Raw genomic sequence first — 17,184 nt, 5'->3', positions numbered from 1 at the left:
TTAGTAGTAAATTTGTTCTTTATTTCAAACAACACAACAAACATTTAACGATGATTCAATTTTTTGAAAACGCGTCTGGTACGGTTTACGCTGTACAAACATCAATTCCTTTAAATACTGAAGATGTAGCAAAGCTAAAATGGCTTTTTGGCAATGCAACACAAATAGAAACACCTTCAATCAATCAAGATTTTGTTGGTCCACGTGCCGCAATGATTACTCCGTGGAGTACCAATGCCGTAGAAATAACACAAAACATGGGAATCAACGGGATCATTCGTATTGAAGAATTCCAGAAAGTTGACGAAAATTTTACAGATTTCGACCCCATGATTTCTCAGAAATTCGCTGCGTTAACGCAAGAAATGTTTACCATTGACATTGAACCACAACCTGTTTTAGAGATTGACGACATTGCTGTTTACAATCAACAGGAAGGTTTATCGTTAAGTGATGAAGAAGTTGCCTATTTAAACAACGTTTCTGAAAAAATAGGCAGAAAATTGACCGATTCTGAAGTATTTGGTTTTTCGCAAGTAAATTCAGAACACTGCCGTCACAAAATTTTCAACGGAACTTTTGTAATCGATGGCGAAGAACAACCTACATCGTTATTTAAATTAATCAAGAAAACATCTGAAACAAATCCAAACGATATTGTTTCAGCCTATAAAGACAATGTAGCTTTTGTAAAAGGTCCGCGTGTTACACAGTTTGCACCAAATGCTGCCGATAAACCTGATTTTTATTCTGAAAAAGAATTTGATTCGGTTATTTCGTTAAAAGCAGAAACGCACAACTTTCCTACCACGGTAGAACCTTTCAGTGGTGCTGCAACCGGTTCAGGCGGAGAAATCCGTGACCGTTTAGCAGGTGGTCAAGGTTCATTGCCATTGGCGGGAACTGCAATTTATATGACTTCTTACTCTCGATTGGTTGACGACCGTGATTGGGAGAACGGAATGAAAGAACGCAACTGGTTGTATCAAACGCCAATGGATATCTTAATTAAAGCCTCAAACGGAGCTTCTGATTTTGGAAATAAATTTGGACAACCTTTAATTACCGGATCGGTTTTAACGTTTGAACACGAAGAAAACGATCGCAAAATTGGTTACGATAAGGTAATTATGCAGGCCGGTGGTATTGGATACGGAAAATTAGATCAAGCTAAAAAACAAGATCCTAAAGAGGGCGACCAAATAGTGATCTTAGGTGGTGAAAACTACCGTATCGGTATGGGTGGTGCGGCAGTTTCTTCTGCTGATACAGGTGCTTTTGGTTCAGGTATCGAATTAAACGCCATTCAACGTTCTAACCCTGAAATGCAAAAACGTGCAGCAAATGCGGTACGCGGAATGGTAGAATCAGACCACAATCCTATTGTTTCTATCCACGATCACGGTGCCGGAGGACACTTGAACTGCTTATCTGAATTGGTCGAAAATACGGGTGGTTTGATTGATTTAGACAAATTGCCTGTGGGCGATCCTACGTTGTCTGCCAAAGAAATTATCGGTAACGAATCACAAGAACGTATGGGGTTGGTTATCGGTAAAAATGATCTGGAAACATTACAGCGAGTTGCCGATCGTGAACGTTCACCTATGTACAACGTGGGCGAAGTGAAAAGCAATAACCGTTTCACTTTTGAATCTTCTACAACTGGCGAAAAACCTATGGATTTTGCTTTAGAAGATATGTTTGGTTCATCGCCTAAAACCATAATGAACGATAAAACCGTAACATACAATTATGCTGAACTAACATACGAAAAAGAAGAAGTTTACAACTATTTAAATCAGGTATTGCAGTTAGAAGCTGTTGCCTGTAAAGACTGGTTAACCAATAAAGTAGATCGTTGTGTGGGTGGTCGTGTGGCTAAACAACAATGTGTGGGACCGTTACAGTTACCTTTAAACAACGTGGGGGTAATGGCGTTAGATTACAAAGGAAAAGAGGGTATTGCAACCACCGTAGGGCATTCGCCTGTAACTGCTTTGGTTGATCCGGTTGCAGGAAGTCGAAATGCTATTGGTGAAGCCTTATCTAATATTATTTTTGCTCCATTGAAAAACGGTTTAAGCGGTGTATCATTATCTGCCAACTGGATGTGGGCTTGTAACAACAAAGGAGAAGATGCCCGTTTGTATCAAGCTGTTAAAGGATGTTCTGATTTTGCGATTGAATTAGGAATTAATATTCCTACAGGAAAAGATTCCTTATCAATGAAACAAAAATATCCTGAAGGCGATGTGATTGCTCCGGGAACGGTAATTATTTCTGCTGCCGGTAACTGTACAGATATTACCAAAGTCGTTGAACCAGTTTTATCAAAAAGCGCAGGATCAATTTATTACATCAATTTATCTAAAGACAAACTTAAACTTGGTGGTTCGTCTTTTGCACAGATTTTAAATAAAGTTGGAAACGAAGTTCCTACCATAACTGATGCCGCTTATTTCAAAAAGGCGTTCAATACCATTCAGGAATTAATAAATGATCATCAAATTGCAGCCGGACACGATGTGGGTTCTGGTGGATTGATTACGACATTGCTTGAAATGTGTTTTGCAGGTTATAATTTAGATGCAGATATTGATTTAACAGGATTAAACGAACCGGACATCATTAAAGCATTGTTCAACGAAAACATCGCAGTGGTTTTACAAGCACAAAACGATAGTACTTTTGAAAATAAACTATCTGCAAACGGAGTTGAATTCGTAAAAATTGGCGTTCCATCTGAAGGACACGAATTAAAATTGTTCTTTAATGGCGATTTATACAATTTCAACATTAACGAATTGCGCGACACCTGGTTTATAACTTCGTATTATTTAGACAAAAAACAGTCTAAAAACGGAATGGCGCGCGAGCGTTTAATGAACTACAAAAAACAACCTTTGCAGTTTAGTTTTCCGTTCCATTTCAACGGAAGCAAACCTACAATTGATAGTTCAAAACCAAAACCTAAAGCAGCAATTATCCGTGAAAAAGGTTCAAATTCTGAACGCGAAATGGCAAACGCCATGTTCTTGGCTGGTTTTGACGTAAAAGATGTTCACATGACCGATTTAATTTCGGGTCGTGAAACCTTAGAAGATATCCAGTTTATTGGTGCTGTGGGCGGATTTTCAAATTCTGACGTTTTAGGTTCTGCCAAAGGTTGGGCGGGTGCATTTATGTACAATGAAAAAGCCAATACCGCATTGAAAAACTTCTTTGCACGTCCTGATACTTTATCTGTAGGAATTTGTAACGGCTGTCAGTTATTTATGGAATTGGAATTGATCAATCCGGAACACGAAGTTCATGGAAAAATGACATACAATACTTCACAAAAACACGAATCAAACTTTATTTCGGTAAAAGTACAGCCTAATAGCTCTGTTATGTTGTCTTCTTTAGCCGGAAGTACGTTAGGTGTTTGGATTTCGCACGGAGAAGGAAAATTTGTATTGCCAAACAACGAAGATCAATACAATATTGTGGCTAAATATGCTTACAGTGCATATCCTGCCAATCCAAATGGCTCCGCTTACAACACCGCAATGATGTGCGATAAAACAGGAAGACATTTGGTTACGATGCCACACATAGAACGTTCTGTTTTCCCTTGGAACTGGGCAAATTACCCAGCAGGAAGAAAAGACGAAGTTTCTCCGTGGGTGGAAGCTTTTGTAAATGCCCGTAAATGGTGCGAAGAAAATAAAAAATAAGTAGAAGCACCTTAACGGGTGCTTTTAACTTTTAAAAACTATGTTATGAAAAAAGTAGGATTTCTTTTATTATTATGTTCGGTTTTAGGCAGTTTCATTGCTTGTAAGAAAGAGCAAACGCCACAAAATACCATCGAAACCCTGACTCCTTTTAAAAAAATTCCTTTTGAGCTTGATTCTTTAGAAAAAGAATTGCTGTTTGCTACAAACCAAACGGTTGTTATGTTTGCTTCTAAAGACACGGTAAACAGCCAGATTAAACGCATAGAAAAATCTCCTGATCAAAGGTTGTTTGTAGTTGCTGAAGATGATGATTTTTACGAAGTAAACTACTTTCAATACGGAAATAATCCGGTAAGCTATCAGGGGTATGTTAAAAAAGAGTTTTTCGAGAAGAAAGATCCTTACTCGTTAGATCTTGTAAATTTAGATGAAATCAGATATAGTAATTTAAAAGGTGTTTATAACGATCAAGACAAATCTTTTTCAAAATACGGAACAATCAAATTGGTATCATACGATTTCTACAAAAAACAAAAGAACAAATTGGTATCAAATTTTATAACACATGCCAATGATATCTCTTTTAATAATGAAACCAAAACGTATTCTTTTCAAACAAACAGTGGGGAACAAATAGAAATTCCACAGCAAAATGATACTGAAGAAGGTACGGCATTTAATCTATTAAAAGGATTCAGCGCCGCTTTACAACGATACGTTTTTGAAGTACAAGAAGAAGGAGATACGTATTATGCATATTATAGCAAGCGTCGATCAAACATTATTCCGTTATACACAAAAAGTTTGCCTGTTTACAACAAAAACAATCGGCATTTTGTCCAACTCTATAACGATAATGATGTGGGAAGCTTATTTATCGTACAAAGCTTAAATAACGATTTTGATTTTACAGAGCAATTCCTAGTAAACTTTACCAATTTTAAAGTAAAAAAAGAATCTGTCTATTGGATTTCAAACAATGCCGTTATCGCCGAAGTTTATCACACTACCCAAACAAATGACTCAAAAACTTCATACGTTTTAATTGAGTTTAATATATAAAATTTTCAATATATAAAACATCCCCAAATATGGGTGTTTTTGGGGATGTTTAATTAAAGTACTTTATTATTTAACCGGAATATTTTTAAGAATTTCCAACACAAAATTCCAGTATTTTTGAACTGATGAAATAGAAACCCGTTCTTCTGGTGAATGCGCTCCGCGAATGGTTGGTCCAAACGAAATCATTTCCATATCAGGATAATTAGTTCCTAAAATTCCGCATTCTAATCCGGCGTGACAAGCAACGACATTTGCTTTTTTTCCGTTTTGTTTTTCATATAATTCATCTAAAACTTTAAGAATTGAGGAGTTAGGATTTGGTGTCCATCCCGGATAAGAACCTGAGAATTCTACTTCGCAACCCATTAATTCAAAAGCAGAACGCAAGGCATTCGCTAAATCAAATTTTGATGATTCTACTGATGATCTTGTTAAACATTGTACTTGCAATTTGCCGTTTCCTACCGTTACTTTTGCGATATTATTAGATGTTTCTACCAAATCTTCAAAATCAGCACTCATTCTATATACACCGTTATGTGCTGTATATAAAGCCCGAACCAAATAATACTGTGCCACCGGAGGCATTACTTTTGCTGGTAAACTGTCTTTTTTCTCAAAAATAATTTCCAGATTAGGTTCCATTGTTGCCAATTCGGTTTTTATTTCATTGACAATCTGCTGCATATCAAATACAAAAGCTTCGTCATACACTTTGGCAATGATTACTTCTGCTACACTTTCGCGTGGAATGGCATTGCGTAAACTTCCGCCGTTAATAGTTGAAATTTGTAAGCCAAAACTGTCAAAACCATTAAATAACAAGCGATTCATAATTTTGTTGGCATTGCCCAAACCTTTGTGGATATCCATTCCTGAATGCCCGCCTTTTAACCCTTTTACGGTTATGTTGTAAGCAACAGATCCATCAGGCGTGTCTTCTTCATCGTATTCAGCATGAGCGGTAACATCTACCCCTCCGGCACAACCTATATCAATTTCATCATCTTCCTCAGTGTCTAAATTCAATAGGATTTCACCTTCTAACAATCCGCCTTTTAAGCCCATAGCACCCGTCATTCCGGTTTCTTCATCAATGGTAAACAATGCTTCAATGGCAGGGTGTTGAATTTCATTCGATGCCAAAATTGCCATAATGGTTGCAACACCAATTCCGTTATCGGCACCTAATGTGGTTCCGTTAGCACGTACCCAATCTCCATCTACATACATTTCGATTCCTTGGGTGTCGAAATCAAAAACGGTATCGTTGTTTTTTTGGTGAACCATATCCAAATGCGATTGCAAAACGATTGGTTTACGGTTTTCCATACCCAGAGTAGCCGGTTTTTTAATGATCACGTTACCTACTTCATCTACCAAGGTCTGTAATCCTAAATTTTCTCCAAATTGTTTCATAAAGGCAATGACACGTTCTTCTTTTTTAGACGGACGCGGAACTGCGTTTAAATCTGCAAAGTGATTCCACAGTGGCAGTGGCTCTAAATTGCGAATATCTTGACTCATATCTTTTAAATTTTAATCAAAGTTAGTTATTATCAAACAAAAAAGCCACTTTAAAACAAGTTTAAAATGGCTACATACAAAATAAAACAATAATTAATTTTAAGTTAAGCAACTATATATTTATCAAATAATTTTTTTGCTTTTTTCTTGGTAACTTCTTTCTTATATTTTTTTTCTGAATTAATGTAAAAAACCGGTGCGCTTTTACACATTCCCTGGCATTTCATTTTTTCTAACAAAACATTTTTGTTTAAACCTGTGTCATTTAGTAATTCTTTTAAACATGATTTTGCTTCTTCATTGTATCTGCAGCATTTCTTTCCATCGCAAAAATAAATTACTTCATCAAAAGATTTACATTTACTCATTATTCTTATCTTTAACGAGTACAAATATAATTATTAATTTTTATTTATTCTAAATAAATGCCCTAAATGAAAAAAAAATATTTTTTTTTAATCGGATTGATTATTGTTGTGTGTATAGCTTATTTATTAGCTCCCGGTTTTCCGGAATTTTTCACAACATATTACAATCAGCGATTTTATACATTTTTAGATCAATTGTTGCACACAGTAACAAATCTGTTTTCTTTTTCTTTAGGCGACGTGTTTTATGCCGTAATTATTGTTTTTGTTATTTATAAAATCGTTATGCTGATTAAAAAGGGATTATTTCGGAAATTGTCTTTTTTTTTAATGATTGCGATTGCATCATTTTTCGGAATTTTTCAGTTGTTTTGGGGTTTTAACAACTATAAATACTCGATTGCCTATCAATTAGAATTAGATCGCGATTACGACATGGAAGATTTAAAAACGCTGACCAACAAGCTGACTATGATCGTAAACCATCAACATTTGTTAATTACCGGAGGTTCTCTTCAAAAAGTGGTGATTGAAAAAGATTTGGAATTGTTCAATAAAAATGCAAAATTAAATTACGCCAAACTGCCCGATCATTTAAAAAAGATTCTTACAACTAATAAAATTAACAATGTAAAGCCATCGTTTTATTCGGCTTTACAATCATATACCGGATTTAGCGGATATTTTAATCCGTTTACACACGAAAATCAGGTAAATATTCAAATTCCGACAATAGGAATGCCGGTAACAGTGGCCCACGAAATGGCACATCAATTGGGAATATCGAGTGAAACCGAAGCTAATTTCTTTGGTTATCAGGTACTGCTGCAAAGCGAAAACGTAAAATTTAAATATGCCGCTAATTTATATGCTTTAAAATATTGTTTGAAACAGTACCGAAATGAAAACGAAGAAACGTATCAGTTACTTTTTAACCGTTTAAATGTAGGCGTTCAACAAAATATTTTGGAAAGCGAACTATTTTGGCAAAGTAAGCGAAACATTTCTTCGTATTTTTTTAAACATCTTTACGGTCGGTTTTTAAAGATTAACAACCAAAAAGACGGCATTCAGTCATATAATAAATTTGTGGGATTGTTGATTAATTACAATAAAAAATATCCACACCATTAATTGTCATCTGTTTTAATATCTCTGTTTTTACGATACGGACGAATGATTACACGCGATTCGCGATCAAAAACAAAATAATTGTACACCCAGCTCCAGAATACCAATGCTTTATTTTTAAATCCGATTAATGAGAATAAGTGGACAAACATCCATACAAACCATGCAAAAACTCCGTTAAAATGCAGTTTAGGCAAATCTACAACAGCTTTGTTTCTACCGATTGTTGCCATGGAACCTTTATCGTTATATACAAATTTTTTAAGCGATTGCTTTTTCTCTAAACGTTCTAAATTTTCTGCCAACAATGCTCCTTGCTGAATAGCAGGTTGTGCCATCATTGGATGTCCGTACTGATATTTTTCTCCGTACATTGCCGCTACATCGCCCAATGCGAAAATATCTGTAAAACCTTCTACCTGATTAAATTCATTTACTTTGATTCGGGTAGCACGATCTAAAGTCTGCGAAATACCGTCAACCGGTGCTCCTTTTACCCCTGCCGACCAAATAACAGCCTGTGTTTTAATAGATAAGCCACCTTTCGTCTCAATAGTTACACCATCATAATTGGTAACAATGGTATTTAAATGGATTTTTACACCTAATTCTTTCAAAAATTTCTCTGCTGCTTTTGACGATTTTTTGGTCATTGCATCTAAAATCCGTTCTCCGCCCTGAATCAGATTGATTTCCATCATTGAAAGATCTAAATCGGGATAATCTTTAGGAAAAACGGCATTTTTCATTTCTGCCAATGCACCTGCCAACTCCACTCCCGTTGGTCCAGCTCCAACAATAACAAAATTCATCAGGGTCTTACGCTCTTCCATATTATTGGTTTGCAAAGCCAGTTCAAAATTTTCAAGAATCAAACTCCGTATATTTAAAGCTTCGGGTATGGTTTTCATTACCATACTGTTCTTTTCAATTTCTTTATTTCCGAAATAATTATTGGTAGAACCTGTTGCTATGACTACATAATCGTAATAAATCGTACCAATATCGGTTAATACTTTTTTATTTTCCGTATCTATTTCTTCAACCAAAGCCATCCTAAAGAATGCTTCTTTATGCTCTTTAACAATTTTACGAATCGGATAAGCAATCGTTCCCGATTCTAATCCGCCGGTTGCTACCTGATACATCAAGGGTTGAAAATTGTGATAATTATGCTTATCTAACAAAACAACCTGAAAATTTTTATTTTTTAACTTTCGTGCTAATGAAACACCGGCAAATCCGCCACCTATAATTACAACTCTGGGGTTATTAGAGTCTGGAATATTCAGCATATTACTATTGTTTGTTGTTTATGCAAAATTACGAAGTTATTAGTAATAAGGGGTATTAATTTTATTTGATTTTTACACTTTCATTTTAAACACATAATCTTTCTCCTTAAGGTAAATTTTGTGTTCTTAAAACAAAAAAACGTCCAGAATTGGACGGTTTTTGTTATCTGTTTATTTTAATTTCGAACATTTTATCCCAGTTTTTTCCTGTTACAAAAAACGTATCGGTTTTTTTATTGTAGGCAATTCCGTTTAAAACATCTAAATCGGGGTGTGGTGTAACTTTGCTTTTTAATTCGCTTAGATCTACTACCGCACTTACAGCCCCATCAACCGGACTAAAAATTCCTAACGCATCCTGACCATAAAAGTTTGCAAAAATTTCACCATTTACCCATTCTAATTCATTTACCGCCGGTACAGTACCACGATTTGTTGAAACCACAAAATAATCAATCATTTTAAAAGTTTCAGGATCTAATTTATAAACCTTATCCGTTCCATCGGTCATGTATAAATACGTTCCATCGTTTGTTAATCCCCAACCTTCCATTTTTTGAAAATAGGGCAACGTTTTTTCTTTCTCTAAAGTTTCTATGTTGTAAACATATCCTTCATTGTTTTTATATGTCAGCTGATATATTTTATCATTCAGAACAGTAGCTCCTTCCCCAAAAATTGTATCATCTAATTCATTCATCTTAATCACCTCACCGGTTTTAGGATTTACCTTACGCACACTCGATTTTCCTTTGGTACGCGTTCCTATGCCTTCTCCGTTTCCGGTACTTTCAATTAAAATATCTCCATAAAATTCTAACCCCTGCGTATAGGCTTTTATATCGTGCGGATAGGTATTTACAACGGTGTATGAATATACGGCAGGTTGAACGTGAGACAAAACGTCGATTTCAATCAATGCTTCATAAGGGTTTCCGTTCTCGAAAGCAATTGCCTTAATATTTTGTACGCCATATTTTACATTAGATAAATTATACGTTAAAGCATTATTTTCTTTAACTGATCCTATTTTACGATCGTTTACAAAATATTGAACAGAGTCAATCCCGCTTGCAGAATTACTATCTAACTGTAAAACAACATCTTCGCTTAAAGCATACGTTTGCTTTAATTTTGACGAATCGATAGTTACATTTTTTTTCTCCTTTTCACAAGCTACAATAAGTACTGATAACGCAAAGAATGCTAAGTATTTATATTTTTTCATTATTGCTTTTAATTAATAATACAATAATACAACGCTTTTTTTATTTAACAAAAGGCTTGCTTAAATATAATTTGTTTGTATATTTGCAACGGCAAGTCCTACACGACCAGCTCCTGCAGACTCCTCCAGGGTGGGAACGCAGCAAAGGTATGTGGTTGTAGCGGTGCGATGTAGGTCGCTTGCCATTTTTATCAACCTTTTGGGTTGATTTTTTTTGGAATGAAGTTTGTATTAGGTCATAAAAATTAAATTTTATGAAACATTTTATATACATTCTCACATTCCTTATCTCTTCTCAATTAATCCAGGCTCAAGAAGTTAATCAAATTTCGTTAAAGGATCTTCCTGCTAAATATATTGTTGTTGAATTTCAACCAAAAACACTATTTACTTCATCATATCTTTTGATTGATTATGGTCAGATTCCTGCTTTAACATTCGGAAAAAAATTAAAAGATCTGGCTGTCGTAAAGGAAAATAATGAAGAAAAAAGATTTAACTCTGAAATAGAAGCACTTAATTTCCTTGCTTTTAACGGATATAAACTTTTTGAAAGTTTCCAGAATATTACTACCGATGTAGATAATAATGTACAAGCGGGTTCCAGGAAATTTTTATTTGAAAAGATAGAAATCAGTAATACTCAATAAACATTTCTAATTACTCTAAAAACACTGTGGGTTGCCTGAGATAAATAATTGCAAGGTAGATGGCGCAATGTAAGGAATCTCTATTCCTGATCCGCGGATAATTAACAAGATACCTGTTAATACTAAAAATACAGATGTTAGCTTTTTAAAGGTTTTCTTGTGTGTGGCGGTTGCCCATTGACCTGCCCAGGCTATTACAGTTAACAAAGGTATCGTGCCCAAACCGTACCAAAACATAAACAGGGATCCTTGCAATGTGCCTTGTGTAGCAGTAGCTCCAAACAAGGCAGTGTAAATCATGGCACAAGGTAATAATCCGTTGAGTAACCCTAATACGACAAATGAACCTAAGGTTCTTTTTTTAATGACGATATTAAAAAGCGATTTAAATTTAAAGTACCATTTAGAATTAAAAATCAATGTGTTTTGTAAATATCGTTCTTTAAAAAAGAGTACAAAAAGAATCAATAAAACTCCTAATAAAATAGAGATATTTTGTTGAAATCCGGCTATGAACAACCCTTTACCTACGGTTCCAAAAAAAGCTCCCAGCAAAGCATACATACCTATTCTTCCTAAATGATAAGCAATAATACGCAGTGTTCTTTGCTCAATGGTTAGGTTATGTACAGGCAATGCCAGTACTATGGGTCCGCACATACCTACGCAATGCAGACTGCTGAATAAGCCCAATAGCAACGGAATAATCATTATAAAACCAATGTTTGTTCTTTTAAATATGTTGTATCTTTATAACTGAAGTTTAATGAGATATCCCAACGACCATCGACCAGGCGGGATTTAGGTATAAGCAAATAATTTGACGACAAATTTAATGGAAATGTCTGGTCAAGAGCCTGGTTCGATGGTCTGTATAGGGATATATTTCCTTTTATATCCTGTGCCTTAAAAGCTTCAGGGAAATATATTTCAATGCCCTTTTGTGTGGTTTTAATATCTAAACCGGTTAAGCTTAAAGCGTTTTGTTTTTGAACAAAGTTGCTGTTTACTTCCAGTTCTTTCTGATAATAATTTTCAGTAACTAATTCGTTATCGTATTGTGGATCAACCTGTACACGAATAACATATTGTAAGATAAATACCATAAAAGATATAATACCTATTACAATACCGGTTCCCCAATTGAATTTCATCTTGTATAAATTTTTAATTAAAACTTCTTGGTCCCAAAAAATTGGTTTTTGTTTGATCTATTAATTCTTCGTTGTTATAAATTTCGAGCTGTACTTCGGTTTTATCACTTTGTAAAAGCTTTTGCGGAATTTCTATAAACAACGTTCCCTGAACCATTCCTTCTTTTGGTATTTTTATCATTTTGTTACCTACCAAAATTATTTTTCCTTCGGGTTGGATCAGCTTAATGGTAACCTCATCAAAATCACGGGCGGTTTTATTGGCTATTTTATACGTGTAAACATTGCTGATATTTTCGCCTTTGTGTTCAAACAGCTGTCCGGGTAATCGCAGAATTTTGGTTTCAACATTACTGCGTAAAAACAATAAGCCGGTTAAAATACCTATCAAAATAAGCAATACGGCACTGTATCCTTTCATGCGGGCGGTAAACTGAAATTTTTCTTTTTTTGAAATTTCAGATTCCGATGCGTATCTGATCAATCCTTTTGGCATATTTACCGATTCCATTATATGATCACACGCATCAATACAAGCAGTACAGTTTACACATTCTAACTGCGTTCCGTTTCTGATATCGATTCCTGTGGGGCAAACATGTACACATTGGAAACAATCGATACAATCTCCTACTCCTTTTTCGGTGCGATCTTCGTTTTTTCTGAATTTTGCCCGTCCGTTTGTTGATTCTCCCCGTACATAATCATACGCCACAACGATTGATTTTTCATCTAACAAAACACCTTGTAAACGTCCGTACGGACAAGCAATGATACAAACCTGTTCTCTAAACCATGCAAATACAAAGTAAAATACCCCGGTAAATATCAATAATGCTATTAATGTAGAAAGATGTTTTTGCGGACCGTGTTTTATCATCAGCAACACTTGGTCTGAACCAATAACGTAAGCAAGAAACACATTTGCAATTAGAAATGAAATGATAAAAAACAAGAACCATTTAATGCCTTTTTTTCGAACTTTTTCTTTATTCCAAGGTTGTTTGTTTAACCTGATTTGTGCTCCGCGGTCACCTTCTATCCAATATTCTATCCTTCTGAAAACCATTTCCATAAAAATAGTCTGAGGACAGATCCATCCGCAAAAAATGCGACCAAAAGCAACGGTAAACAATGCAACAAATACAATACCTATAATCATTGCAATTACAACAATGTAAAAGTCTTGCGGCCAAAACGTAAATCCGAGAATAGAAAACTTTCGTTCCAGCACATTAAACAAAAACAATTGATTGTTGTTTATTTTGATAAACGGTGCAGCAAATAAAACGATTAACAGTAAATAACTGACCATTTTACGCTTGTTGTAATATTTACCTTCGGGCTTTTTAGGATATACCCAGGCTCTTTTTCCCTCTTTATCAATTGTTCCGATACTGTCTCTAAAACTATCGTCGGCTACCTTACTCATTTTTTTGTATTTTATTAGTTTCCTTTTGAAAAACCACAGCCTTCCTTTTTACAAAAGGCTGCGGAAAAAAATAAAACTAATCATTGAAAAAACAGTCTTTACTTTTAACAGAAATACTATCTTTTATAATTAAAATTTAATTTGTTGCAACAGGAGCAACTTTATCGCCTTCAGGTGCTTTGGCATCGGCAGGGTTTGTACCTTGAAGCGTTAAAATAAAACTCGCTATTTTTTGAATATCGGTAGGTTTAATTTGTTGTTTCCACGCTACCATACCTTTACCGTCTCTACCGCCTTCCATAATGGTATTGAAAATATCTTTTACATCGCCACCCAAAATCCAATATTCATCGGTAAGGTTGGGACCGATACCTCCACCTCCATCGGCACGGTGACACGCCACGCAGTTAGAGTCGAACAAGGCTTTACCTGCAGCAATATCAGCCGGTTCTGTTAACAATACCACTTGGTCAGCCGTTAATAAATCGGGTGCGGTCTTTTTATATTCTTCGATTTCTTTTTGGGCAATTGCCAATTCTTTATCAAGCTCTTGATATTGATTTTCGCCACCAAACAAATGGTATTTTCCTAAGTAAATCACGCCGAAAATTACCGTTGAATAAAACAGGTAAACCCACCATGGCGGCAAAACATTATCTAATTCTTTGATTCCGTCGTATTCGTGTTCTAATTCTATCTCTTTTTCTTCTTTAATAGATTTAGATTTCGTTAGTTTTTGCAACAATTTCTTTATTGCCGGAAGTTGCGAAAAAGGCATGTTTTCTAATCGTTCTTTTTCTGCACGCTCTTCAGGTGTCATTAACTGATTTAAGATGTTATTCGATGCATTGACTACAATTTCAATAGCAATCAAAACCAATAATATCAAACCTAAAAGCAATAATACCGAAGGATATTCTATAAATGCAGGCTTGTCTCCAGAATCTATCAGATATTCTATTAAACCAAATGACAGAAAGAATATAAGCGGAACGCGGACATATACAGGAAAAAATCTTTTCATAACGACCTATTTGAATTTGTTTCTTCATTGTTTTTGCCATCGTTTAATGGCAGGTTACTTAATTCGTTCAATGTTTGTTTCTTATAGGTAAATACCCATAAAACCAATCCAACAAAAAACAGAAAGAAAATAAGTAAGGCTATAACAGGATAAATTTCAATACCTGAAATAGTTTCCATATTGTGTTTAATGAACTTTAGCATAATTTTTTAATTTTCTTCTTTTACCTTCACATCGGTTCCCAAACGTTGTAAGTAAGCTATTAAAGCCGTAATTTCTCTTTCGCTCATTGGAACAAAATTTTCTCCGCTTGCTTTAGCTGCTTCTTTACTTGCTTCGTACGATTTTACAAAATCGGGATCATTTTTTAAGTTCTCTTCTATTTGCTGTGCCTGCGCCTTTATGGCGACTTTTGCATTTGCAATGTCTTCATTGGTATATGGTACGCCCAATTTCTGCATTGCACGCATTTTGTTTTCTACGTCTGAAAGATCTAACGCTTTGTTTGCAAACAACCATTTGTAACCCGGCATAATAGATCCGGGAGAAGTACTTTGCGGATCGTACATGTGGTTAAAATGCCAGTTGTCTGAATATTTTGCACCTAATCTGTGTAAATCGGGACCAGTACGTTTTGATCCCCATAAGAAAGGATGATCGTACACGTATTCTCCGGATTTTGAATATTCGCCATAACGCTCAACCTCACTCCTGAACGGACGGACCATTTGAGAGTGACATCCCACACAACCTTCACGCACATATAAATCGCGACCTTCTAATTCTAACGGCGTATATGGTTTTACGCTGGCAATGGTTGGAATGTTTGAATCGACTACCAGAGTTGGAATGATCTGCACAATGCCACCAATTAATATGGCTATTGTTGCCAAAATGGTTAACTGGATGGGCTTGCGTTCTAACCAGGTGTGGAAACCTTCACCTTTCATACGGTGTGATACAATACGAGGTAATTCAGGAGCTTCTGCCAGTTCGTCTTCAACTTTAGAGCCTGCCTTTACCGTTTTGTAAACATTGTAAACCAATACAAAAACCCCAATTACATATAACGATCCACCAATTGCACGCATGGCATACATTGGCATAATGGCTGTAACTGTTTCTAAAAAGTTACCGTATTTTAACGTTCCGTCCGGATTAAATTGTTTCCACATCATGTGTTGCTGAAAGCCTGCAACATATAATGGAATGGTGTAAAGAATCACACCTAAAGTACCTATCCAGAAGTGGAAATTTGCCAGTTTTTTAGAATAAAGCACTGTTTTTGTTAAACGCGGTATTAACCAATACACAATAGCAAAGACCATAAATCCGTTCCATGCTAATGCACCAACGTGTACGTGTGCAACAATCCAGTCGGTGTAATGTGCAATCGCATTTACGTTTTTTAACGACAACATGGGACCTTCAAAAGTAGCCATACCATAAGCTGTAATTGCTACTACAAAGAATTTCAATGTGGGTTCGGTTCTTACTTTATCCCAAGCACCGCGAAGTGTTAACAAACCATTAATCATACCACCCCAAGACGGGGCAATTAACATTACAGAGAAAACAACCCCTAAATTTTGAGCCCATTCCGGAAGTGCTGTATATAATAAATGGTGAGGTCCTGCCCAGATGTATAAAAAGATTAACGACCAAAAATGAATAATCGATAAACGATAAGAATACACCGGACGGTTGGCTATTTTAGGCAAATAGTAATACATCAATCCTAAAAACGGTGTGGTTAAAACAAACGCTACTGCATTGTGCCCATACCACCATTGTACCAAAGCATCCTGAACACCTGCATAGATCGAATATGATTTCCAGGCGCTTACAGGTAGTTCCAAATTGTTAAAAATATGCAGAACCGCTACCGTTACGAAAGTTCCCAAATAAAACCAGATAGCTACGTATAAATGGCGTTCTCTTCGGTTTAAAATGGTCATAATCATATTGATACCAAATACCACCCATACAACGGCAATGGCAATATCAATAGGCCATTCTAATTCGGCATATTCTTTTGATGAAGTGTAACCTAACGGAAGCGTTATAGCTGCTGCTACAATGATAAGCTGCCAACCCCAGAAGTTAATGTTACTTAAAAGGTCACTGTACATACGGGTTTTTAACAACCGTTGCAAAGAATAATAAACGCCACCAAAAATAGCATTTACCACAAACGCAAAAATAACGGCGTTTGTGTGTAACGGACGCAACCGCCCAAAACTTAACCATGGAATATTATCGGTTATATTAGGAAAGATAAACATTACTGCTAAAAGCAAACCTACCAGCATACCTACTACTCCGAAGAATATAGAAGCATAAAGGAATTTTTTAACAATTTTGTTGTCGTAGTAAAACTGTTGTACTTCCATACTAAATTAATTTGATTGTTTTTGTGATTTATTGTTTTTTTTCTTTTTTAATTCGTCGTCAAACAGCATCCTTACCGAAGGTGTGTATTGATCGTCAAACTGCCCGCTTTTTACAGATTTTATAAAGAGATATAAAAAAACTGCAGCTACAAATACGCTTATGCATATTAGAATATAAATTACGCCCATACC

At 35.5% G+C, this 17,184-nt stretch carries 15 protein-coding genes and 1 other RNA gene; 5 read left to right on the top strand and 11 right to left on the bottom strand.

The annotated features are described in order from the left end of the window. Positions 1-50 precede the first annotated feature (50 nt). Both purL and BLW20_RS03870 read left to right on the top strand, forming a co-directional pair. The gene (purL, locus tag BLW20_RS03875; RefSeq protein ID WP_091096550.1) at positions 51-3,722 is read left to right on the top strand and encodes a phosphoribosylformylglycinamidine synthase; all 3,672 of its coding nucleotides are present in this window, start codon (positions 51-53) and stop codon (positions 3,720-3,722) included. Positions 3,723-3,767: 45 nt separating this feature from the next. Beyond that, a complete protein-coding gene (locus BLW20_RS03870; RefSeq protein WP_091096548.1) occupies positions 3,768-4,787 on the top strand; it encodes a hypothetical protein in 1,020 nt (339 codons plus the stop codon). Between the two features lie 66 nt (positions 4,788-4,853). On the opposite strand, the gene BLW20_RS03865 is transcribed toward BLW20_RS03870, so the two are convergent. Both BLW20_RS03865 and BLW20_RS03860 read right to left on the bottom strand, forming a co-directional pair. Then, on the bottom strand, positions 4,854-6,317 hold the full coding sequence (locus BLW20_RS03865; protein WP_091096546.1) for an aminoacyl-histidine dipeptidase: 1,464 nt from the start codon (positions 6,315-6,317) through the stop codon (positions 4,854-4,856). Between the two features lie 104 nt (positions 6,318-6,421). Further along, entirely contained in the window at positions 6,422-6,685 is a 264-nt protein-coding gene (locus BLW20_RS03860; RefSeq protein ID WP_091096544.1) for a (2Fe-2S) ferredoxin domain-containing protein, read from the bottom strand. A 66-nt stretch (positions 6,686-6,751) separates the two neighbouring features. On the opposite strand from BLW20_RS03860, the gene BLW20_RS03855 reads away from it, so the two are divergent. Continuing rightward, positions 6,752-7,819, top strand: a complete 1,068-nt coding sequence (locus BLW20_RS03855) for a DUF3810 domain-containing protein (protein WP_091096542.1) — start codon at positions 6,752-6,754, stop codon at positions 7,817-7,819. On the opposite strand, the gene BLW20_RS03850 is transcribed toward BLW20_RS03855, so the two are convergent. Together BLW20_RS03850 and BLW20_RS03845 are read right to left on the bottom strand one after the other, a co-directional pair. Then, positions 7,816-9,111 (bottom strand): NAD(P)/FAD-dependent oxidoreductase, encoded by a 1,296-nt coding sequence (locus BLW20_RS03850; protein WP_091096540.1) that lies wholly within the window; start codon positions 9,109-9,111, stop codon positions 7,816-7,818. The two genes, BLW20_RS03855 and BLW20_RS03850, sit on opposite strands and share 4 nt — an antisense overlap. Positions 9,112-9,274: 163 nt before the next feature. After that, complete coding sequence (locus BLW20_RS03845; RefSeq protein WP_091096538.1) at positions 9,275-10,339, bottom strand: glutaminyl-peptide cyclotransferase; 1,065 nt, start codon at positions 10,337-10,339, stop codon at positions 9,275-9,277. Between the two features lie 89 nt (positions 10,340-10,428). Between BLW20_RS03845 and ffs the strand changes: the two genes are divergently transcribed. After that, positions 10,429-10,526, top strand: an RNA gene (gene ffs / locus BLW20_RS03840) — signal recognition particle sRNA small type. A 67-nt stretch (positions 10,527-10,593) separates the two neighbouring features. Further along, entirely contained in the window at positions 10,594-10,989 is a 396-nt protein-coding gene (locus tag BLW20_RS03835) for a hypothetical protein (protein ID WP_091096536.1), read from the top strand. Between the two features lie 15 nt (positions 10,990-11,004). Here BLW20_RS03835 and BLW20_RS03830 read toward each other — a convergent pair whose 3' ends face one another. The 7 genes from BLW20_RS03830 to ccoS all read right to left on the bottom strand — a co-directional run bounded on the left by BLW20_RS03830 (position 11,005) and on the right by ccoS (position 17,181). Further along, positions 11,005-11,700 (bottom strand): sulfite exporter TauE/SafE family protein, encoded by a 696-nt coding sequence (locus tag BLW20_RS03830; protein ID WP_091096534.1) that lies wholly within the window; start codon positions 11,698-11,700, stop codon positions 11,005-11,007. Continuing rightward, on the bottom strand, positions 11,700-12,143 hold the full coding sequence (locus tag BLW20_RS03825) for a FixH family protein (protein ID WP_091096532.1): 444 nt from the start codon (positions 12,141-12,143) through the stop codon (positions 11,700-11,702). The genes BLW20_RS03830 and BLW20_RS03825 overlap by 1 nt, the downstream gene beginning before the upstream one ends. Positions 12,144-12,156: 13 nt before the next feature. Further along, positions 12,157-13,575: a cytochrome c oxidase accessory protein CcoG gene (gene ccoG, locus BLW20_RS03820; RefSeq protein ID WP_091096530.1), complete on the bottom strand. Its 1,419-nt coding sequence runs from the start codon at positions 13,573-13,575 to the stop codon at positions 12,157-12,159. 136 nt (positions 13,576-13,711) lie between these two features. After that, positions 13,712-14,599, bottom strand: coding sequence for a cbb3-type cytochrome c oxidase N-terminal domain-containing protein (locus tag BLW20_RS03815; protein WP_091096529.1), 888 nt, complete (start codon positions 14,597-14,599; stop codon positions 13,712-13,714). Further along, positions 14,596-14,802, bottom strand: coding sequence for a cbb3-type cytochrome oxidase subunit 3 (locus BLW20_RS03810; RefSeq protein WP_091096527.1), 207 nt, complete (start codon positions 14,800-14,802; stop codon positions 14,596-14,598). Before BLW20_RS03810 ends, BLW20_RS03815 begins: the two co-directional genes overlap by 4 nt. 6 nt (positions 14,803-14,808) lie before the next feature. Beyond that, entirely contained in the window at positions 14,809-16,992 is a 2,184-nt protein-coding gene (gene ccoN / locus BLW20_RS03805; RefSeq protein WP_091096526.1) for a cytochrome-c oxidase, cbb3-type subunit I, read from the bottom strand. A gap of 6 nt (positions 16,993-16,998) precedes the next feature. Next, the gene (gene ccoS, locus BLW20_RS03800) at positions 16,999-17,181 is read right to left on the bottom strand and encodes a cbb3-type cytochrome oxidase assembly protein CcoS (RefSeq protein WP_091096524.1); all 183 of its coding nucleotides are present in this window, start codon (positions 17,179-17,181) and stop codon (positions 16,999-17,001) included. Between the last annotated feature and the right edge of the window lie 3 nt (positions 17,182-17,184).

The sequence above is a fragment of the Paenimyroides marinum genome, assembly GCF_900108395.1.
GTDB classification, from domain to species: Bacteria; Bacteroidota; Bacteroidia; order Flavobacteriales; family Flavobacteriaceae; genus Flavobacterium; species Flavobacterium marinum.
The sequence above is the reverse complement of the archived record's forward strand: the minus strand, read 5'-3'. Positions and strand labels throughout refer to the sequence as shown.